Source organism: Pedobacter namyangjuensis (genome assembly GCF_003313325.1).
Classification (GTDB): domain Bacteria; phylum Bacteroidota; class Bacteroidia; order Sphingobacteriales; family Sphingobacteriaceae; genus Pedobacter; species Pedobacter namyangjuensis.
The window spans coordinates 721,813-742,906 of the sequence record NZ_QMHQ01000003.1; the positions used below are offsets into that span (position 1 = coordinate 721,813).

The following is a 21,094-nucleotide window of genomic DNA, read 5'->3' on the forward strand; positions in this document are numbered from 1 at the left end:
AAAATTTAGAACTCTAAAAAACGACCAATGTTCGCCTGAACGTGGTCGTTTTTTTTATGCGTACCGCTATTGAGCTGTAGAGCTCTTATAATTACACCGTTTCTTTCTAACAAAAGTTCGTCGTAAAAACCTTTGTAGTAAACTTCTTTCACTTCAAAACGTCTGCTGTTCCAGTTGCTTTTAAGCTCTACCCATTCAGGATAAAAAACTACCATATTCTTAACTGTTTTTACACCTATTTGTTCTGCCTCCTGTCTGGTTAAACTTACGGCATTACCCAATATTTGGGCAGTATATAAATTACTCGGGTTCTGATAAATATTTTCAGGTCTATCATTCTGCAACAATTCGCCATTTTTTAAAATAAGCAACTGGTCTGCTAAAAACAAACCATCCGTTGGATCGTGAGAAACCAAAATAACAGTCAAACCTGTTTCTTTAGCTAACCTTTTAATATCTGCACGAAGTTGATTTTTCAGCAAAGAATCTACCTGAGAAAAAGGCTCATCCAATAATAAAACTTTGGTATTGCTAATTAATGCTTTGGCAATGGCCACGCGTTGTTGTTCGCCACCGCTAAGCTCTATAATTTTTTTATCCTTTAACTTCGTAATATGCAAATGTTCCATCATCTGCATTGTTTTTTGTTGCTTGCCGGCAATATCGGTGTTAGATAACATCGAGGCAATATTATCGTAAACCTTTGCATAAATGTTTAGCGAAAAATCTTGCGTTACCATTTTCATTTCCGCATTTCCAGGTATCAATTGCTCATCTGGTCCTTTAACTTTTTTGCCGTTTAAAAGCACTTCGCCATTATCAGGTTTTATCAAACCGTAAATAGTCTTTAACAAAGTTGATTTCCCACTACCACTCTCACCAATAATTGCAACAATATCGCCCTGCTTAATATTAAAACTGATATTATTTACGCCCGAATTTTGGGTTTGCAAATATTGTTTAGTTAGGTTATTTACGCTGATAATAATTTCGCTCACGGCGTAAAGATAGCAAAAAGCTAAAAGCACAACGACAAAAGCTTAAAGCACAAAAAAATCCTGCAAACTTTCGCTTGCAGGATTGGGTTTATTTGTGTGTGTTTGTCGGTTCAATTGTCATTCGTTCATTAATTTGGGATTTCCTAACCTCCTATCTCTGACTTCCAGACTTTACTGACTTCCGGACTTATTTTCTAGTTCAAGCCTAAAGTAATACCGAATGCCATGTTTTTAACTTCTTTTTGTGGAGCGCTTTCAAACATATCACTTGCATAATATTTAGCAAATAATGCTACACTTCCGTAACCAAGTCTTAATGAGCCTCCATATCTAAACGGAGCGAAGTTATAATCGTCTTTAACTTTTACTTTTCCACGCTCATCGCTTATTTGTTTTACTTTACCGCCTAGCAAAAATGCTATTTCCGGACCAGCAACCGCATAGAAACGTCTACCATGTTTATCTTCTTTGCTTCTTAACTCAAAGTTTAGCGGAACGTGTACATAACTGCTAGAAAAACGGTTTTTACTAAACTCAATATCTTCCGTTACATAACTCAACTCAGGTGTGTTTTTTTGAATGGTAATATCATCTTTTAAACGAATGTGAGTCCAGTCGAAACCACCGGCTAAGTAAATTTTAAAGTTCGAGTTAAACCTATATCCAAATTGAACAACATCAAAAGACAAGTGGCTAGTTTTACCTGCTTTATAGTCTAAAAATTCATTTTGAGGCGATAAGGTAAAGCTTCCATTATCAATCAATTTAGAAAAACCGATGTCTAAACGTGTAAACGTTATGCCCCCTACAAAACGGCCCTTGCTAGCAATACTATCCTGATTTTTTCTAGATATAAAACCATTATCGCCACCACCTATACCTATGGTTATGTTTTTACCGTAGTTAATTGTTTTTTTGGTACTATCTTGTTGTGCTTGTGCATTTGAGCCTGCCAGAAAAGTAAGTCCACTTACTAAAACTGCTGTTAATATAAAAGTTTTCATTTGTGTGTTTTTTAAATGTTTGTTTGGTTTATTAAAATGCTTGCAAGCTGTTTTTTATCTATCTTTTTTAGAATTCAGTTTTAAGAATCCTATGTTTATTCCAATTATCGACGAATCATCATCGTCTGTGTTAAATCTTATTAGTTTTTTATCTCTCTTATCAACCTTCTCTACCACATAGTTTACAAGATCTCCAACATTTCTAATTCCTTTTCGCTCTGCAGCTACTTCGCTAATGCTATTATCCGTTACCTCTTGCGGTACTTCAACATGTGCATAAACAATTGGGTTATCCACTACTGTCTCCTCAATTTTTGCTACCTCAATTGGTTTGGCCTCTTGTTGTTTTATAGGTAGACGTTCGTTTTCTTTAGATGGTTGCAAGCTTGCAAGAAAATTTTCGTTGTTATTTTTCTCTTCACCTTTTGCTGTGTTAACATAAACCGCTTTTGTTGCAACACTAGCTTTATTATCATCAACAACAGTAACTTGAGCTGCCATCGGTACTTCCTGCGTAGAAGATTTAACAGGCGCTACAACTGCAAAACTTTCAGTTCCACGAAGCACAATTTTTTCCTTTTTCTGAAAAACCAGCATAGCCGATGCCACCACTACAACACTTGCCGCCGCCATCCAAAATATAGGCAATTTGCGTTGTTTAGTTTTCGGTGCTAATTGTTGTTCAATTCCAGCCCATAAATTTACCGACGGCTCCACTTCCGCATCAGCAAACTGATCTCTAAATAATTTATCGAATTCTTTATCCGGCATGTGTTGCATAACCAAAGCCCTCCATTTTAATAATTTCTTGTTGCAATATTGCTCTCGCCCTACTCAACTGCGATTTGCTTGCACCTTCTGAGATGCCCAACGTTTCCGCAATTTCTTTATGAGAATATCCTTCTATGGCATACATGTTAAAAACCATTCGGTATCCATCTGCTAATTTTTGTATTACTTTCAGTAAATCCTGCATGCCTAAGCTGCTAAAATCAAAACCGGCAGATGGTTGTTCGTAAGCATCCTCAATAGGCACTACATTTAACGAGCGTAGGTTTTTTCTATAACTTTCAATCGCAGTATTTACCATAACTCTGCGTATCCAGCCCTCAAAAGATCCCTCACCCCTATACTCTTTTATCTTACTAAAAACCTTAACATAACCCATCTGCAATGAATCCTCGGCTTCCATACGGTCTTTGGCGTATCGCATACAAACGGCCAACATTTTAGATGCAGTCTGCTTGTAAAGCATTTCTTGCATCTTCCTGTCGCCAGCTTTGCAGCCATCCATCAAGTCATCAATCGTATATGTTTTAGTCACCTTCATCTTTTGTTTGTATAGGGTAGATGAACCTTAAGCAAGAAAGGTTGCATGTATCCTAAAATATTTTTTAATTTCTATTTTTTTCGAAAATCAATGTCACTGCACCAAACAACTCTAGCCCCGCTATACGCTTTACTGCGTGCTCGCTACTATCGGGTTTAAAATGCAAAAACAGCTTTTCATAGGTCGTTTTTCCCGTCAACGCAACATAAATCGTAATTAGTAAGATTACCCCCCTTAGTTAAAGGGCTATTTGTTAATTTATGCTATTTGCTTTTAGCTTTAAAAAGTCTAAAATTCTCTTTGTAGGTTAAAAAGAAAGAGTGGTTAAATTGCAACTGTTTGTCAGCATTATCTAAATCAAAATGTGGTTCAAAACGAACATCTAAATATAGCTTAGGCAACAACTCTTTTTGGTAGGCATATCTAAAGGCCAATATACTTCTGCTACTTTGCAAATAGCCAGTGTTATGCAAGGTATTTGAAACCGATGCGTATAAAGGCATACCTTTTATGGTAATAAAATTATTGCCCTTCCAGTATGAAGCTACCAAACTTCCCCATTTAGAATTTACGCCAGCATTTAGCCACAAGCCTGTACCATTATCAAAAGCCCTAACTTTATTTGACGAGAAATCTTTGTAAACCGCTAAATAATTATCTGTAAACAGCTCGTTAATATTTCCGTTAAACTTTTTGTGTAGTTTTAATCCAACCGCACCGTTAACTAAAGTACTAACCCCCACATTGTCTACAACATCTATCTGCCCTCCCTGATGGTATGCTAAAAACTGGGTTGGTAAACTTAATTTCCAATTATTGCTATTTATCAGATCTGTTTCAGCAGCTAGACCACCAATAATTTCTTCTTTTTTTGCATCGCCACGATAAATCATCTCCTGCCAAGCAATCCAGGCATCTAGTTTAAACTTCTGTTTATCAATTAAAAGTTGGGTGCCGTATTCTACTGGGTTAGTAATTTTACCTTCAAAATTGTATAAAGGTTCAATGTAACCATGTTGTATATTGCCCTCTAAACTCCCAAAAACCAAGGTTAGGTCTTTTTTGCTATACTTTATATTAAATAATGGCTTTGCTTCGTAAATACCGTTATCTCCAAAGTCTTTACGAATATAAGCTCCGGCTGTTATAGCCAAATTAGGATTTGCATAATAAACAAGTTGCGGCTCTAACTGTGTACCGTACAAAGTGTAACCGTCATGAAATTTATTAGTGTACTCGTAATTTCTTACGTAGTTAAAGTTGTAGATGTTCAAGTGTAATTCTTTGCTTAAACTATCTGCCGGACGAATGCGGTTGTAAAGCGTTTCGTTGTTAAACTGGGCCTTAGTGGCAAATGCTACGCCTAAAAGAAGAAAAAGCAGAAAATACCTTTTAGAACAAAATTGATTAATCATTAATCGCGATTTAAGTCGCAAATTTAAGATTGTTTTTGGTTAGTTATGTTAAAGAAAGGCGAACAATCAAATTTAGTTTACAACATTTGCCGTAAAAAATTTTAATTACTTTTTTCTCGGATTTTTTTGTACATTTTCACCGCAAACATAATCACCAATGCAATACCCATTATGCCTATAAGGCCATAAATCCAATTTACTGCATTTCTAAGTATCACTGCAAAAACAATGGCTATCATAAAAACAGTTGCAAGTTCTCGCCATAGCCTCAGCTTAAAGCTAGTCATTTTAAAAACGCCGTGCTTTAGTTGCTTAACTATATTTTGACAAATAAAGTGATAAATGAGTAGCGCAACTACAAATGCTAATTTAACATGCATCCAATCTGCTTGCAACAAACCCGGATTAAGATAAAGCATGGTAACTCCCGCTAAAACAGAAATAATCATAGCTGGAGTAGCTATAATTTTCCAAAGAGTCGCTTCCATCTTAACAAACTGTACTGTTAAAATAGATTTTTCCGGCTCTGGCTTGTCCTGCGCTTCTGTATGGTAAATGAAAAGGCTTAAAATATAAAACAAACCCGCCATCCAACTAATGACGAATACGACATGAACCGCGGTAAAATATCTATAGTATTCTTCCATTTTAAACTTTATCTAAAATATAGGTCTTAACCCATCCAGGAACAGAAAGCTGTTCAAATTCCCCATAGCCATCTTTCAGTTTTCCAATAAATTTATGCTTTAACCCAGAGTTATCCCAAAGATAAGTTTCATCAGCCTTTTTAATCATATCGGCTAATAAACCCATCGTTAAAAAATATCGTTTTTCAACTTTGTCTCCTTCCACTGCGTGTCCACCTTTTTTAACTCTGTCTTTTACACGTTCCAAATTCATTATTGGAGTCTCAGTGCCAATAAAATATAAATAAACTTTATAATTATTTTGATGAGCAAAGTCAATTAAATCTAATTTAGAAGGATGAGAAAAAACTGTTTCAAATGAAAAAGATTGTTTATTCTGAATTAATACATGCCTGATAAAATCTGCTATAATCGCAAAATGATAAGAGTTAAAAACAGTTTTTTTACCATTAGCATTAACAATCACATTAGATCTGAGCGCCAAATTCCAACTTTGCTCGTCAAACCCAGCTTTCTTGTACAGCCCACTACTTAAACAGAAGTCATCGAACTGTTCTTTAGTGCACGAAATCTCAAAATCAGAAAGGTTAATGAAATTAGTTTTCTTATAGAATTGCTCTAAATTATCAGCATTTATAAATAACCTAGTAGAAAAGTAAATCGACTGAATAGAATCAAACAAAGTTGTTTTACCAGATCCATTCGGACCGGCAAAAATTCTCAGTTTTGGTTTTGGAGACATTAAAAAAGTTTAATTCTCTTACTACGGATGCGCTTCTTTTTAAATGAACCTACCGCAATTTGCACACTTCTCCCATCGTTAAATGTTCTATATACGCCATCCTCTTTAACCTCGGTTACTCCCAAGTTCAAGGCATCTATAACGCGAATTACATCATCCATTTTTTTATTAATGGCGTTAATAACTTGCTTTATTGGAAGCTTATCTTCATCCTTAAGAGATTTAACAGTCATAGCTAAGTATTTAAGTTATACTAATATAATAATTTTGCCTTAATGTTTTAAAGAACTAGTACCTAAATTCCTTTACAACCTCAATTGCATATTTCACATTATCAAAAGGGATATCTGGCATAATACCATGACCTAAGTTAAAGATGAACCCCTCGGTACCACGCATTCTCTCAAATAATTGATGAATATGTTTTTTAATTACCGGCTGGTCTGCGTATAAAATATGAGGATCTAAATTTCCTTGTACAGCAATCCCGGCAGGTAAAGCGTTTTTAATATTCAATAAATCTGCATTCCAATCAACCGAAATCACATCAGGTTTTGCCTCTGCCATAATGGGTGCAAAAACCGAACTTCCCTTACAGAAAGAAATGATAGGCGTATTTGTTCTGTTCAAACCCGCAATAATCTGCTGATTATATTGATGAGAAAACTCTTGGTAATCGTTCCAAGACAATGCTAAAGCCCAACTATCAAACAATTGCAAAGCGTTAACGCCAGCTTCTATTTGTAGGTTAAGGTAGTCGGTAGTTACCTTAGCGATCTTTGCCAATAATCTATGAGCCAACTCTGGATGATTATGAATCAACAATTTGGTTAACTTAAAATCTTTAGAAGAACCACCTTCAACCAGGTAGCTCATAACTGTAAAAGGGGCACCGGCAAAACCAATTAAAGGAATAGAACCATTTAAACGTTGTTGGATAACTTTGATAGCATCTGCAACATACTGCAATCTGTCTAAAACATCAACTTCCAGTTTTTCTATGTCTTGCGCATTACGAACAGGATTTGCAAATTTTGGTCCAACACCTTGCGTAAAACTTAAATCTCCGCCCATTGCTTCGCCTGTTACCAAAATATCAGAAAACAAGATTGCAGCATCGATACCTAATAAATCTACTGGCAACATGGTAACATCTGCAGCAATTTCTGGCGTTTTGCACATCTCTAAAAAAGAGTATTTGTTTTTAATTTCCCAATATTGTGGCATAAAACGGCCTGCTTGGCGCATCATCCATACGGGTGGGCGTTCGGTAGCTTTAGAAAATGCTGCGTCTAAAAATAAGTTATTCTTCATGTTGTCTGTTATGCCAATCCGTTGGCCTCTTTCTCTATAATTTCTATAATACTTTTTGCTCTGCTACTTGTAGCGAGCTCTTTTGCTTTAGCTGCGTAAGCCAATGCTCTTTCTCCATCCTTTTTCCGCAAAGCGAGATTGGCCAAATGTATTAATACAAAAGCCTTATCATTTTTTCCGCCCAGAGGGAAACGACTTGCAATTTGAAAATGAAATTCTGCATTCTCAAAATCCTCTTTTTGCAAGGCTATATTCGCTTTCATAAATTCGTAGTACCCACGTCTACTTTTCGCTAGCCTATCCGGATTAGCGACTTCTGCAAGTATCTGCTCGGTTTTTTCGTAATTGGCATTTTTAAAATGCTTTGAAGCCAGCAAAACAGAGCTGTGTTTAAAGTGGCTCCATAAAACAAATGCAAAGAGAAAGCCGGCAATTGTTGCCAGCTGATATTGTTCGTAACTTAAACTTACCAATGCACAGATGACAAAAAATGCCATTAGCGCATATCTACTCCAAGTATTGTACATTAATGCTCTATATCTGTAAATTTATAGCCAACACCCCTAATAGAGTGGAAATAAACTGGATTTTTCTGATCTGGCTCAAAATATTTACGGAACGTTAATATAAAGTTATCTATCGTTCTTGTTGATGGATAAACATCATAATTCCAAACGGTTTCCAAAATCTGCTCGCGAGACACAGCCTCATTTTTACGCTCAATTAAAAGCTTAAGCAACATGGTTTCCTTTTTTGTTAACGGAACTACAACCCCATCATCTTGTTTTAACTCAAATGAATTAAAATAAATGGTTTTATCGCCGATTTTGTAAGAATTTAATTCTTTCAAATCATCTGATTTCAGGCTACGTTTCACCAAAATACCAACGCGTAGAATTAGTTCTTCTAAGTTAAATGGTTTAACCAAGTAATCGTCGGCACCCTTTTTAAGACCCATAACACGATCTTCGCTAGTATTTTTAGCCGTTAAAAACAAAATAGGAACTTCGGTATTTTCTAAACGAATAGTTTCACAAACTTGGAAACCATCCATTTCTGGTAGCATTACGTCTAATATAATAAGGTTAAAGCGCTCTTCCTTAAAAACTTTTAAAGCGGTTTTGCCGTCTTTAACAGCATGAACTTTATAGCCTTCTAATTCGAGGTTTAATTTAATGGCATCTAACAAATGATCTTCGTCTTCTACCAACAGTATTCTTAATTTTTGTGGCATATCAATTAAAATGTTACTTCAAAAATAGCACCCTGCGGTGCGTTATCTCTAACGCTAATATCAGCGTCGTGGTTTTGTAATACTTCTTTAACAATAAACAAGCCAAGTCCAGTACCTTTCGCTTTGCGTACATTTTCATCTCCCACACGATAAAATTTATCGAAAATAAGCATTTTTTCTTCATCAGGAATGCCTGGTCCTTTGTCCGAAACGGTTAAAAAAGGCTTACTGCCATTTTGGCGCAACTCCACTGCAACTTCGGCACAGGGCCCCGAATATTTTACTGCATTTTCTATTAAATTGGTAACCACCGAAGACAGGGCAAATTTATCGCCCATTACACTAATTCCCTTTTCTATTTTAGTCTTTATAATTTGCTCGCAACCACAAGAGTGCACTTGCAAACGGTCGGCTATTTTTGCAACCAGTTCAGAAAAATCAAATTCTTCTTTTGGGAATGAGTAGGTACGACTTTCTATCTTGGTAGCTAACAGCATATTCTCTACTAAATCGTCTAATCGTTCTACATCTTTTAACGAATTACTAATCAAGGTTGTTCGTTGCTCTTTGTCTAACTCTCTACGTAAAATTGTTTGCAACGAAAGTTTTATAGCTGCCAAAGGCGATTTAAGTTCGTGCGTTACCGACATTAAGAAGTTTTGCTGTTGCTCCTTTAACTTATCTTCTTTTTTAATTGAGGCGTGAATAAAATATGCGCCAACACCTAGTAAAAACAAAAATACAGCACCTTCCCCTATCACCATACCAACGCGTTGCGGTTGTAAATCTATTAATACAGATCCCCACCAGAACATTTCTAGCAAGGCGTAGAGCAATAGAAAGTAAAAGATAAGAATTGATTTTTTCATCGTTATCAGATTATTTCTTACTAAATACTAAATCCAATGAATCAAAAATAGCCCTCTTAGCTTTTTCCAATTCAATTTTAGTATGTGCTGCCGATACAAAACCAACTTCGTAACCAGACGGGCCTAAATAAATCCCTCTATTTAAAAGCTCTCTGTGCATCACTTTAAATTTCTCCATACTCGTTGGATCAATATCATCTGCGGTTTTAATATCGCTATCGGTAAAGGCAAACCAAAAGATAGACCCAACGGTAAAAACTTTGAACTTATAATTTCTAGCATCTGCAAAACGCTGTATGCTGGCAACAAAGTCCTGCGTTTTATTATTTAGTTCCTTGTAAAAACCAGCACGCAATAATTCGGTTAAAGTTGCAATACCTGCTGCCATTGCCACCGGATTACCAGATAGTGTGCCAGCCTGGTAAACGCCACCATCTGGAGAAACATGACCCATTATTTCGGCCGATGCACCGTACATGCCAACAGGTAAACCACCACCAATAATTTTACCGTAAGTTACAATATCTGGGGTAATGCCATAATGTGCGGCTGCGCCCTCAAAACCTACCCTAAAGCCGGTAATTACTTCATCAAATATTAAAAGTGCGTTATTGGCTTTGCAAGTTTCACTTAAAAACTTAACATATTCCTCATCTTGCATTAGCAAGCCATTATTAGCAGGGATACCTTCAATAATTACCGCTGCAACTTGATCTTTAAATTGTTCAAATGCCTGAATAATGGCATTTTTATCATTTAATGGAATAACAATAGTTTCCTCGGCAAACGATTTTGGAACGCCAGCCGAAGAAGTTTCGCCAAAGGTTACTAAACCAGAACCAGCCTTAACTAAAAGCGAGTCGCTATGACCATGGTAGCAACCTTCGAACTTGATGATTTTATCTTTTTGCGTATAACCGCGAGCCAACCTAATCGCCGACATAACCGCCTCTGTGCCAGAACTCGTAAAACGAATTTTTTCTACAAAACGATTGTTCTTTATAATCAGTTCTGCTAATTCGTTTTCTAAAGCCGTAGGTGCGCCAAAACTCATTCCGTTCTGCATTACCTCTACTACTTTTTCTCTAATCTTTGTGTTGTTATGCCCTAAAATTAGCGGACCCCAACTTGCACAAAAATCAATAAACTGGTTGCCATCGGCATCCCAAATAAAACAACCATCACCTTTTTGTATAAATAATGGCGTACCATAAACAGATTTAAAAGCCCTAACCGGAGAGTTTACACCACCCGGAAAATAAGTTTTAGATTTCTCGTACAAAGCAGCCGATTTCTCTCTGCTAATATCTGGCTTGCTACCCGTATTAACTGGCAATTCTGCCTCGTTTCCAGTAAACATCTTTTTCAACTGTTCTAACATTATTATAAGGTTAAAGATTAGAAGGTGAAAGGTAAAAGGTTTGGGCGTATAATCCCTCAACCTCCATACCTTTGGCCTTCTACCTTAGTTACATCCAATTATTTTCTACAATATCTCTAATATGGTAGGTGGTTATAATACTAGCGCCTGCTCTCGCAAAAGCGTGCATCGTTTCCATTACTACTTTCTGTTCATCTATCCAACCTTTTTCCGCTGCTGCTTTAATCATTGAGTATTCTCCAGAAACATTGTAGCAAGCAATAGGTAAACCACTGTTTTGTTTTAAATTGCTAATTACATCTAAATAAGCCAAAGCAGGCTTAACCATGAGCACATCTGCACCTTCAGCTTCATCAAGCAAGGCTTCTCTTAAGGCTTCGTTTCCATTTCTGAAATCCATTTGGTAAGCTTTTCTGTCGCCTTTATTTGGCGCACAATCTGCAGCTTCTCTAAAGGGTCCGTAATATGCCGATGCAAATTTTGTAGCATGGCTCATAATAGCCGTATTTACAAAACCGCTTCCATCCAATTTTTTTCTAATTGCACTAACTCGCCCATCCATCATATCAGATGGTGCCAACATATCTGCACCAGCCTCTGCATGGTTTAAGGCCATTTTTGCAATCAGCTCTACCGACAAGTCATTTTGGATGTAATCATCTTTCATTATCCCGCAATGCCCGTGAGATGTATATGAACACACGCAAACATCGGTTACAATGTAAAGGTCGTCGCCAAAATTCTTTTTTAGCTCTTTAACCGCCACTGGCACTAAAGAATGTGGATCGTATGCAGACTTTGCATCATCACTTTTTTCGTCGCCAACACCAAAAAGCATAATTTTATTAACACCAAGTCTTAATCCTTTCTCTACGTCTTTAATTAAATTATCTGTAGAAAAATGGTTAATACCTGGTATGGCGTCTATCGCTTTTGTAACATTTGTGCCCGGCACCACAAAATAGGGATACACGAACATATCCTTAGCTAATCGCGTTTCGGCAATCATTTCTCTAACTACTGGATTTTTCCTTAACCTACGTGGTCTTTGCATAATATTATCAAGTATTTAGACTTTTAGTCTATTTTATATTTATATTTTTGAAAAGCATTTGCTGTGCTTTTCGGGTATTTCAGTCCTGCTATTCGTTTCTCCCGATGAAAAATCGGGATCCACTGCTATCAGGTTTAGGTTACAAAATTGAGTGCTAATAAGATCCTTTTTCTGGCACAGCTTTAAAATTGGTTTTGCGAAAACTGACAAAAGCTATTCTCCGCAATGATTTAGCGGTTAAAAACCTTTCGCCTTCAACCTTTTACCTTATTTATATTCCAAACACTGCTTCGGCCAAACCTATTTCATCTGGCGAATAAGGCAAATTAAATTTAACACCCATTTCTGCCAATTTTTTACCGGTAGAGTTGCCAATTGCGATTACCTGTTGCTCTGGCTCAAGCAAATTGTCAACAAAATAAGCATCAACGTTAGACGGACTTGTAAAAATCAAAATTTCTGCAGCTGTGCCATCAATATTATCCTCAACAACTGTTTCGTAAATTGGCAAATCAACAACCTTTGTAGCTTCGGTTAGCGATTTTTGTATGGTTAACAAAGAATCTTGAGCTCTCGGAAACAAAACTGTTTTTCCATCTACTGCTTTTGCAAAATCTTGCGCAATCTCTTCAATTCCGCCACCTTCACCAACAAAATCTGCTAAAAGACCAAACTTGCGCAACGTATCTTCAGAGCCTCTTCCAACCACGCCAAATTTTACCTTTTTAGATAAGGCGGGGTTTAGTTTAAAGAAATATTCAACGCTGTTTCTGCTGCTAAAAAATATCCATTCTATGTTTTTCAAATAAAACGGATCTAATGTATTCACAATTGGAAACGTACGAATTAACGAACGTCCATCAATTTCGATATTGTTTTTTGCTAATGCTTTTCTGAAATAGCTGTGTTCGCCAATTTCCCTAGAAATAAAAACTTTAGACGGAAACTTTCTATCGGCACTAAATTTTGCTACAATTTTTTCGGCTAAGCCTTCGGTAGTTTCTGTTCTCAAAAACAAGCGATCCGGAAAATCTTCATCAGTTTCTGCTTTTGAAGTCCACACCTCGAAAAGACCATTTTCTTTTTTGCAGTAACAGCCTAATGGCATGTGGCAACCACCTTCAAAAAGGTTCAAAACTTTACGTTCAACCGCAATCTCTTCTGCTGTTGCCGCATCGTGTATTTTTTGCAAAGCTTCAAAAAGCGCTGTATCTGTTTCTCTAATTTGTATGGCCAACGCACCTTGTGCCGGTGCAGGAACAAGCTCTGTCGTGTCAATTACCTCTACATGAAACTCACTTAAATCTATACCTAAACGATTAACGCCTGCCTTCGCCAATAAAATAGCATCGTAGTCTTCGTCTCTTAATTTCTGAATACGAGTTGGCACGTTTCCGCGTAAATCTGTAATGTTTAAATCTGGCCTAAGTGCTAGCAGTTGTGCTTTACGCCTATTAGATGATGTGCCAACCATTGCTCCTTTTTTTAAGGATAGTTTTTGGTTAACCTCTACCGTTTCCTTCAAAATCAACAGTAATTCTGATGGGTCTTCTCTTTCGGTTACCGCAGCTATAATTAGTCCTGCAGGATTAGTTGTAGGCAAATCTTTGTGCGAGTGTACTGCGATATCAATTGTTCCGCCCAGCAACTCTTCTTCCAATTCTTTAGTAAAAAAACCTTTGCCTTCTAACTTATCTAACCTTAGGTTTAATATTTTATCGCCTTGCGTTTTAATGATTTTTAATTCTGCATCTATACCAATGCTTGCAAGTCTGTCTTTAGTGTTATTTGCCTGCCATAATGCTAAATCGCTTCCGCGTGTACCGATAATTATCTTCTTCACCTTTTATGATTAGTTTTTCTGCTAAATTAAGAAAATTGCTGTATTGTTGGATTGCCATATTTAAGGTATGACAGAATATTTATAAACGAGATGTACTCAGCTTAATTAACTGTTTTTTACAAGGATTTCTTTTGCCATTACCATTGGTATGGTGATGCATTTTTTCTCCATGTAATCCATTACACGCTCTAAAATAGCTCTAGAATTTTCATCAAGTTCATTAATTTCATCAGCAAAAACACCGTTTATAGCTGTATGCTTAATCTCTTTGATTTTCTTAGGCACATCGCTCATTGCAATCTCTATTCTGCGCTGGCGTAAAACAGATTCAAACTCCTTGATATTTTCGTCTATGATGTGCTCTGCATGAATCAGTTCATCATAACGTTCTTGAATATTTTTGCGGGCAGTTTCTTTTAAAGATTCTACTTCGATGTAATGAATTGGAAAATTTTTAACCACTTCAGCACTTACATCATTCGGTATAGCTAAATCTACAATTACTTTTTTGCTGGTATCGCCGTTTAATAATTGCATATAAACTTCGGGCGTAAAAATGGGCTCGGTAGCACCTGTACAGGTAATGATTACGTCAAAGCCACCTTTAAAGTCGGCCAATGCCGAAAGTGGATAAGCAGTGCCATTTAAATCTTTTGCTAAGCTTTCTGCTTTTTCTACAGTTCTATTAAAAACAGAGAAATTAGAATATTTATGTTTTTTAAGATATTGTGCGATGTTGTTGTTGGTTTCGCCGGCACCAATGATTAGCAGACGAGAATTAGCGCACATATTCAGCTCACGCAATTTGCGATAAGCCAATGACACAACAGAAACTGGATTTTTAGAAATATTGGTATGTGTGTAAACTTCTTTTGCCGTCTTAACAACGCGATTCATAATCATACGCATGTAATCGCCAGTAAAACCAGCTAAACGACAAGCCTCATAAGCTTTACGTACTTGTGCTAAAATCTCTTTCTCTCCTACTACCAAACTCTCTAACGAGCAAGATGTACGTAGAAGGTGGTTAAAAGCAGCAGTTTTCTCGTAAACGGAAACGTTATCTATAAACTTTTCCATATACTCTTCTGGCAAGCCCATATCCAAAACCTGCAAAAAGCGAGTGATAAAACTTTTGTCTAACGCTTGCGCCGCTGTAAAAATAAATTCTACACGGTTACAGGTGCCTACATAAAAAATTTCTTTGATGCTTAATTCTGATTGGATATTTCTCAACCTATCATCCAGCGTATGCTCACATATAACTAACTTTCCTAAAGCTTTTAGGTCTATTTGTTTATGTGTAAATGCAATAATCTTTAAATATTCCAAAATGGGTTGTGCCTGTTATTTTTTGCGTAACAAAAGTAAATACGCAAAGTGGTATATCTGTCATTAAGCTGTAATTTAGCCTAATTTAGAAAGGTTTTAAATTAACAACTCCTTAACAAACCTTGTTATTTTAAAATTGTTATAATTGTTTAATTTTTACACATTGGAGGTACATTTTGATCAGACAAGACAGTTTTTCTCTAGCAGGTTCGAACAATAAAATCATTTTTGGCGATGTTACTTATGACGATAAGAACACAATTGGCCCTTTAGTAATTTTTATTCACGGCTTTAAAGGTTTTAAAGATTGGGGAGCACACAACCTTGTTGCTCGTCATTTTGCGATGAATGGTTTCAGATATTTGAAATTCAACCTCTCGCACAGTGGTGTTACAGAAAATAACCCAACTGATGTTAGCGACTTCGAAACTTTTGCTTCCAATACGGTTTCGAAAGAAATGGTTGACGTTGACCTGGTTATCAGCTATGCTTTAAAAAACCTAAATGTAAACGAAGTTTTTTTAATTGGGCACAGCCGCGGTGGTGGTTTGGGCATTTTGCAAGCTGCAGCCAATCCGCGTGTACAAGCTTTGGTAACTTGGAGCGCTATTGCTGCTTTTGATAGCCTTTGGAAGAAAGATCAAGAAAATGATTGGAGAAAGAATGGGAAAATTTACGTTGAAAATGCCCGCACAAAGGAGAAGATGCCACTAAATATTGAACTGTTAACTGATTTTGAATCGAATAAGGCAAAGCTGAATATTATAGAAAGTGCAAAGCAAATAAATATTCCGTGGTTAATCGTACAAGGTGATGATGACGTAAACGTACCTTTTTCTACGGCACAACAACTAGCAGATGCTAACCTTAATGCTAAGCTATTTAAAGTTGAGGGCGCTAATCATGTGTACGGAGTATCACATCCCTACCAACAAGAAAGTTTGCCGGCTCAACTATTTAAGGTATGCGAGAAAAGTATAGCTTTTTTTAAAGAGGCTTTACTAAAATAGTTTTATAAATATACTTTGTGCGATGCAATTCTTAATAGAAACCGAGCGACTGATTTTACGAGAGCTCAGAAACGAAGATGTAAATGGAATGTTTGAGCTTAATTCGAGTCTTGAGGTGCAACGGTATGTTGGCAATAAGCCTATAAAAAGTTTAGAAGAGGCAAGTAGAGATATAGAATTTATTCAAAATCAATATTTAAAAAATGGCATAGGTCGTTTAGCGGTTGTTGAAAAAGAAACCGGACTTTTTATAGGTTGGGGGCGGATTAAAGTTGATTACCGAAGAAATGAATGGCTTTAAGAATTTTTACGAATTGGGCTACCGTTTTTTACCTAAATATTGGGGGCAAGGATTTGCTACCGAGGCGGCCAAAGCAAGTATAAAATATGGTTTTGAAAAATTGAAATTGGATTCAATTTATGCGATAGCTGATGTACAAAATATTGCATCAAATCACGTTTTACAGAAAGTTGGCTTTACTATAATCGAAATTTTTAACTATCAGGAATTACCCCACAATTGGTTAGTTCTGCATAATTCTGTGCAGGCTAATATTGAAGGTGAAAATTCTTAGCAATCAGTTGCTAACCGTAGCACGTATTGGTAACATTTTAAAACTTAGTCAACATTATTTTTATGCAGATTTTTCAGAAAACAATTAGTCTTAAAGCGAAGAGCAGAGGTTTTCATTTGATAACCGACGAAATATTAGATGCCTTTCAGGAAATCAAGACATTAAAAACTGGAATGATACAGGTTTTTATACAACATACTTCAGCTTCGCTAACTATAAACGAAAATGCCGACCCAACGGTACGCAAGGACTTTGAAATGTGGTTTAATAAGGCAGTACCCGAAAATGACCCAGATTACAAACACGATTACGAAGGATCTGACGATATGCCTGCACACATTAAATCAGCCTTGCTGGATACTTCCTTAATGATACCTATAAGAAATGGCAGACTAAATGTTGGAACTTGGCAAGGAATTTATCTTTGCGAACACAGAAATTACGGCGGAAATAGAAATATTGTACTAACGGCGTGGGGTGTTTGAGATGTAAGTTTACGTGTTAAGTTATAGGTCTTAAGTTAAGTATAATAAGTTTGTACTTTTTATTCATGCGTTAATGGTCGCAAGCTCGCTTATTTTCGCATGCACAACTCAAAAACGTATTACTTAAACCATATTACTCCACTTCCACCCAATTCCCATCTCCTTGAATAATACCAATTAGCTCATCGATAGCATCGGCAGTTTTAACGTTTTTCTTAACTACCTCTTGCCCACGATAAAGTGTAATTCTATCTGCACCTGCACCTACGTAACCGTAATCAGCATCGGCCATTTCGCCCGGACCGTTAACTATACAGCCCATAATACCAATTTTTATTCCCTTTAAGTGAGATGTTCTTGCCCTTATGGCTTGTGTGGTTTCCTGCAAATCGAATAAGGTACGCCCGCAACTAGGGCACGATATATATTCTGTTTTCGATATACGAGTTCTCGTAGCTTGTAAAATGCCAAAAGCAGCAGAGTTAATTACCGAAAGCGGTATTGAAGTTGCATTAATCCAAACGCCATCACCGAAACCGTCAATTAAAAGTCCACCCAAATCGGTAGAACTGTAAAGCTGAAATTCTTCAACATCACTCAGCTCATCAAAGTTACGTTCAACAATTACCGGTAAATTTAAATCTGCTTTTAATAATTTAACAAACGCATAGCGGATGGTTTGCATCGCATTAAGCGCATTGGTAGTTAAAATTAAAACTACCTTATCTAAGGCCTTCAACTCCTCTACACGAAAATCTTCCGCTAAAATTTTAACGAAATTTATTTTTTCATCTTTTATCGCAGCCTGCCGATAATCTTGTAAACTTAACAGTGGGTGACAATTCTGTTTATCAGCTAATTTCAACCAAGTTTGATAGTTATAAAGTTGTTTTAATCCGCCAGGTAAAGAAAATGATGGCAATTTATCGCCCAAATAAACCATGTCGCAGGCTTGATCGCTGAGGTTATATTTATCCAGCAAAGCCGAATAATTAAACCCAACAGCGTTTAAAATTGCTGGGTCTTTTAAATTTTGGTTTTCTAAGTTGATGATAACTCGTGGTACTTGATGTCCTCCAAAGTTCTCTTGCTCAACTGTATTTCTTCTATGATATTGAAAAGGACTATAAAGGGGTTGGAAGGTTGGAAGGTTGAAAGGTTGGAAGGTTAATGCGTCAGCACTTCGGACTTCAGACTTCGGACTTCCTGACTTATTTGCTTCAAATCTTTTAGCTAAAGCCATTGCAACAGGTGCTTCAAATTCTGGGTCTTCTGTTAAAGAAACTCGAATCGTATCACCCAGTCCATCAGCCAATAAAGTACCAATACCAACCGCCGATTTAATTCTTCCATCTTCTCCATCGCCTGCTTCAGTTACGCCTAAATGCAGCGGATAATTCATCCCTTCTTTAACCATAGTTTCTACTAAAAGCCTGTAAGCTTGCACCATTACTTGGGTGTTGCTGGCTTTCATAGAAATACATAGGTTGTAAAAGTTCAAATCTTCGCACATGCGGATAAACTCCATCGCCGATTCTACCATCCCTCTGGGTGTATCGCCGTAATGGCTTAGAATACGATCTGAAAGAGAACCATGGTTTGTACCAATACGCATTGCAGTACCGTATTCTTTACAAATTTTAACTAAAGGCGTAAATTTTTTATAAATTCTTTCCAGCTCCGCTTGATAAGTAGCTGTAGTATATTCTATATTTTCGAATTTCTTTTTGTCGGCATAGTTACCAGGATTTACACGCACTTTTTCTACAATTCTGGCTGCAGATTCTGCGGCGTTCGGCGTAAAATGTATGTCGGCAATTAGCGGCACATCATAACCGCGAGCACGTAACTGGCTCTTTATATTAGCTAAGTTTTCTGCTTCTTTTATGCTAGGAGCAGTAATGCGAACATAATCGCAACCCGAAGCAACCATACGAATAGTTTGCTCTACCGTACCTAAAGTATCCATCGTATCTGTTGTTGTCATAGACTGGATACGTATTGGATTTTGGCCACCCATTGGGATATTTCCAATGGTAACTTCGCGTGTTATAAACCTCGAATAATCTGTTAGGCTGTTGCAATAACCGCCCGCTAATAGAATTGGATCAACTACTTTCTGCATGCTGTGCAAAGATAGGCTAAATGTTTTATTGTTATATTGATGGAGTGTTAAATTGAAAGATTATATCAACCTGTCTTTTACAACCAACGTTCCTACTAAACTATCATGCAGGCATTGCTGTTTTTTATTTGTGAAACATAGCAGATAACCTATAAAAACCGGAAGCGTAGATAAAATCTTACTTAAGTTTCTTGCAATGGAAAGCCCGATAGTAATCCTATCTCCAACATTATCGGTCACCTTTATATTTAATAGTCTTTTACCTAAAGTTGCCTGTTTTTCTGATGCCTCGGCTATAATGGAATAAACTGTTTTGGCAACCGGAATCAGCAGTAGCAATCCTAAAGCTGTCCCAATTCTGAACATTTTTTCTGAAACAAAAACGTAAATAAATAGTACAACGATAACGTAGATAACAAGTAAAGCAAAGTAATCTATTACCGACGCAAGTAAACGCTGATCAAAGGATGCGAAATACTGAGGTGCAGTTTTTTGATGTTTAAACCCGAACAATTCCCTCAGTTCGGCAATTTCATGAGCTTCTTTATAATCGTCCATACCGGGTTTGCGTACAAACATTTCTGGTCGCAATCCCATTCCTTTCAACTGTTCAAAGTTGTAAGGACCTTCTGGCTTTCCGTTAATTACTACAGTATACTCCATAAATAGAAATAAGTTTTACGTATTAAGTTCAAAGTTATATTTAAATCTAAAACGATAATACAACCAAACTTAAAACATAAAACTTACAACTTATAACCTTAATATCTATCTACCTCAAAACTGCTTAAACCACCATCAAATTTGATAAAGATTTTTTTGCTTGCAGATTGAAAGTTTGGCGTTTCGTAAAGGCCCTCGTTAATTTTGGTAAAACCGGTAAAATCTTTAGAACTTAAACCTGTTTTTGTGGTAATCCTGCAACCAGAACCTTCAGGTATGTTAACTTTTACATCGGCTACGCCAGTTTTTACATTAACATCGGTAATTGGCAATAAACTACCCAACTTAACATTCAGCTCTGCTGCGCCTCCATCAAAATTTAGTGTTCTAACTTTAAAATTAGACACATCAAATTTCGTTTCACCCGCTCCCATTTTAAGATTAATCGTCCAGATTGGATTTGTATTTAAATAAATGTCTATATCATTATTTCCATTACCGAAATTCCATTTCTCTTTGCCACGGTTACGCATTTTAAAATTTAAAACATGTAAACTGTCGGTAAACGTTTTGGTAAACAAGAAATTATTTCTGCGTTCGCTTACTTTAGCGGTAAACAAACTATCTGCTGTACCTTTTAATTCAAAAGTTGCCCCTCCGCCAGAAATATTCAATTCCGTTTTTTTATCACCGTATTCAGCCAAAAACTGTTCGTTATATACATTTTTATCCGTACTGTTTGCGGTGTCATTACTGTCATCATCATCAAATTGAATGTTATGCTTAACGTGTCTGTTCCACCAACCACCTTCTGGTTTTTCTTGTCCTTTAACAAAAAGCACCGATAAACCGATAACCAATATACCCAGAGAGATGATATTTCCGGTTTGCGAATTATTTCTATTAAAAAGGATGTTAACCCCTAATATAATTAGAATAAGCGGCCAAAAATCCCAAATGTTGCGCCAGTAAAACTCTATAACGTTAAAGTTATCTAGTAAGAGAACGCCACCTATAAATAGCAGCAACACACCCCATATTATTCTGTCGAATTTCATATTATATCTTGTTAA

Annotated in this window: 23 protein-coding genes; 4 read left to right on the forward strand and 19 right to left on the reverse strand. The window is 36.6% G+C overall.

Annotated features, from left to right (window positions below; translation table 11 throughout):
• Positions 1-5: 5 nt before the first annotated feature.
• The 16 genes from DUT69_RS15000 to hemA form a co-directional block, all read right to left on the reverse strand.
• The gene (locus DUT69_RS15000; protein ID WP_113654204.1) at positions 6-998 is read right to left on the reverse strand and encodes an ABC transporter ATP-binding protein; all 993 of its coding nucleotides are present in this window, start codon (positions 996-998) and stop codon (positions 6-8) included.
• Positions 999-1,192: 194 nt separating this feature from the next.
• Positions 1,193-2,002: an outer membrane beta-barrel protein gene (locus DUT69_RS15005; protein ID WP_113654051.1), complete on the reverse strand. Its 810-nt coding sequence runs from the start codon at positions 2,000-2,002 to the stop codon at positions 1,193-1,195.
• Between the two features lie 54 nt (positions 2,003-2,056).
• A complete protein-coding gene (locus DUT69_RS15010; RefSeq protein ID WP_113654052.1) occupies positions 2,057-2,773 on the reverse strand; it encodes a hypothetical protein in 717 nt (238 codons plus the stop codon).
• Positions 2,763-3,332, reverse strand: coding sequence for an RNA polymerase sigma factor (locus tag DUT69_RS15015; RefSeq protein ID WP_113654053.1), 570 nt, complete (start codon positions 3,330-3,332; stop codon positions 2,763-2,765). The genes DUT69_RS15010 and DUT69_RS15015 overlap by 11 nt, the downstream gene beginning before the upstream one ends.
• Positions 3,333-3,595: 263 nt before the next feature.
• The gene (locus tag DUT69_RS15020; protein ID WP_113654054.1) at positions 3,596-4,747 is read right to left on the reverse strand and encodes a hypothetical protein; all 1,152 of its coding nucleotides are present in this window, start codon (positions 4,745-4,747) and stop codon (positions 3,596-3,598) included.
• Positions 4,748-4,848: 101 nt separating this feature from the next.
• Entirely contained in the window at positions 4,849-5,394 is a 546-nt protein-coding gene (locus DUT69_RS15025) for a CopD family protein (protein ID WP_113654055.1), read from the reverse strand.
• Position 5,395: 1 nt separating this feature from the next.
• Positions 5,396-6,136 carry a zeta toxin family protein gene (locus tag DUT69_RS15030; protein ID WP_113654056.1) on the reverse strand — a complete coding sequence of 247 codons (741 nt, stop codon included), beginning with the start codon at positions 6,134-6,136 and terminating at the stop codon, positions 5,396-5,398.
• The gene (locus DUT69_RS15035) at positions 6,136-6,369 is read right to left on the reverse strand and encodes a hypothetical protein (RefSeq protein ID WP_113654057.1); all 234 of its coding nucleotides are present in this window, start codon (positions 6,367-6,369) and stop codon (positions 6,136-6,138) included. The genes DUT69_RS15030 and DUT69_RS15035 overlap by 1 nt, the downstream gene beginning before the upstream one ends.
• Before the next feature lie 55 nt (positions 6,370-6,424).
• Positions 6,425-7,450, reverse strand: a complete 1,026-nt coding sequence (gene hemE, locus DUT69_RS15040; protein ID WP_113654058.1) for a uroporphyrinogen decarboxylase — start codon at positions 7,448-7,450, stop codon at positions 6,425-6,427.
• A gap of 8 nt (positions 7,451-7,458) precedes the next feature.
• Positions 7,459-7,977 (reverse strand): hypothetical protein, encoded by a 519-nt coding sequence (locus DUT69_RS15045; RefSeq protein ID WP_113654059.1) that lies wholly within the window; start codon positions 7,975-7,977, stop codon positions 7,459-7,461.
• A complete protein-coding gene (locus DUT69_RS15050; protein WP_113654060.1) occupies positions 7,977-8,684 on the reverse strand; it encodes a response regulator transcription factor in 708 nt (235 codons plus the stop codon). The genes DUT69_RS15045 and DUT69_RS15050 overlap by 1 nt, the downstream gene beginning before the upstream one ends.
• Before the next feature lie 5 nt (positions 8,685-8,689).
• The gene (locus DUT69_RS15055; RefSeq protein ID WP_113654061.1) at positions 8,690-9,553 is read right to left on the reverse strand and encodes a sensor histidine kinase; all 864 of its coding nucleotides are present in this window, start codon (positions 9,551-9,553) and stop codon (positions 8,690-8,692) included.
• Positions 9,554-9,563: 10 nt separating this feature from the next.
• Positions 9,564-10,934, reverse strand: coding sequence for a glutamate-1-semialdehyde 2,1-aminomutase (hemL, locus tag DUT69_RS15060; protein ID WP_113654062.1), 1,371 nt, complete (start codon positions 10,932-10,934; stop codon positions 9,564-9,566).
• An 88-nt stretch (positions 10,935-11,022) separates the two neighbouring features.
• Positions 11,023-11,988, reverse strand: coding sequence for a porphobilinogen synthase (gene hemB / locus DUT69_RS15065; protein WP_113654063.1), 966 nt, complete (start codon positions 11,986-11,988; stop codon positions 11,023-11,025).
• Between the two features lie 271 nt (positions 11,989-12,259).
• Positions 12,260-13,831 (reverse strand): hydroxymethylbilane synthase, encoded by a 1,572-nt coding sequence (gene hemC, locus DUT69_RS15070; RefSeq protein ID WP_113654064.1) that lies wholly within the window; start codon positions 13,829-13,831, stop codon positions 12,260-12,262.
• A 105-nt stretch (positions 13,832-13,936) separates the two neighbouring features.
• Entirely contained in the window at positions 13,937-15,163 is a 1,227-nt protein-coding gene (gene hemA / locus DUT69_RS15075) for a glutamyl-tRNA reductase (RefSeq protein WP_113654065.1), read from the reverse strand.
• A gap of 176 nt (positions 15,164-15,339) precedes the next feature.
• On the opposite strand from hemA, the gene DUT69_RS15080 reads away from it, so the two are divergent.
• From DUT69_RS15080 to DUT69_RS15090, 4 genes are all read left to right on the forward strand, one after another.
• Positions 15,340-16,173: an alpha/beta hydrolase family protein gene (locus tag DUT69_RS15080; protein ID WP_113654066.1), complete on the forward strand. Its 834-nt coding sequence runs from the start codon at positions 15,340-15,342 to the stop codon at positions 16,171-16,173.
• A gap of 22 nt (positions 16,174-16,195) precedes the next feature.
• Positions 16,196-16,474, forward strand: coding sequence for a GNAT family N-acetyltransferase (locus DUT69_RS19500; protein WP_262511041.1), 279 nt, complete (start codon positions 16,196-16,198; stop codon positions 16,472-16,474).
• Positions 16,446-16,748, forward strand: coding sequence for a GNAT family N-acetyltransferase (locus DUT69_RS19505; RefSeq protein WP_262511042.1), 303 nt, complete (start codon positions 16,446-16,448; stop codon positions 16,746-16,748). Before DUT69_RS19500 ends, DUT69_RS19505 begins: the two co-directional genes overlap by 29 nt.
• Positions 16,749-16,810: 62 nt before the next feature.
• Positions 16,811-17,233, forward strand: a complete 423-nt coding sequence (locus DUT69_RS15090; protein ID WP_113654067.1) for a secondary thiamine-phosphate synthase enzyme YjbQ — start codon at positions 16,811-16,813, stop codon at positions 17,231-17,233.
• A 133-nt stretch (positions 17,234-17,366) separates the two neighbouring features.
• Here the strand turns inward: DUT69_RS15090 and ispG are convergent, their stop codons facing one another.
• From ispG to DUT69_RS15105, 3 genes are all read right to left on the reverse strand, one after another.
• Positions 17,367-19,358, reverse strand: a complete 1,992-nt coding sequence (ispG, locus tag DUT69_RS15095; protein WP_113654068.1) for a (E)-4-hydroxy-3-methylbut-2-enyl-diphosphate synthase — start codon at positions 19,356-19,358, stop codon at positions 17,367-17,369.
• A 60-nt stretch (positions 19,359-19,418) separates the two neighbouring features.
• A complete protein-coding gene (locus DUT69_RS15100; RefSeq protein ID WP_113654069.1) occupies positions 19,419-20,021 on the reverse strand; it encodes an RDD family protein in 603 nt (200 codons plus the stop codon).
• A gap of 98 nt (positions 20,022-20,119) precedes the next feature.
• Entirely contained in the window at positions 20,120-21,079 is a 960-nt protein-coding gene (locus DUT69_RS15105) for a LiaF transmembrane domain-containing protein (protein WP_113654070.1), read from the reverse strand.
• Positions 21,080-21,094: the final 15 nt, after the last annotated feature.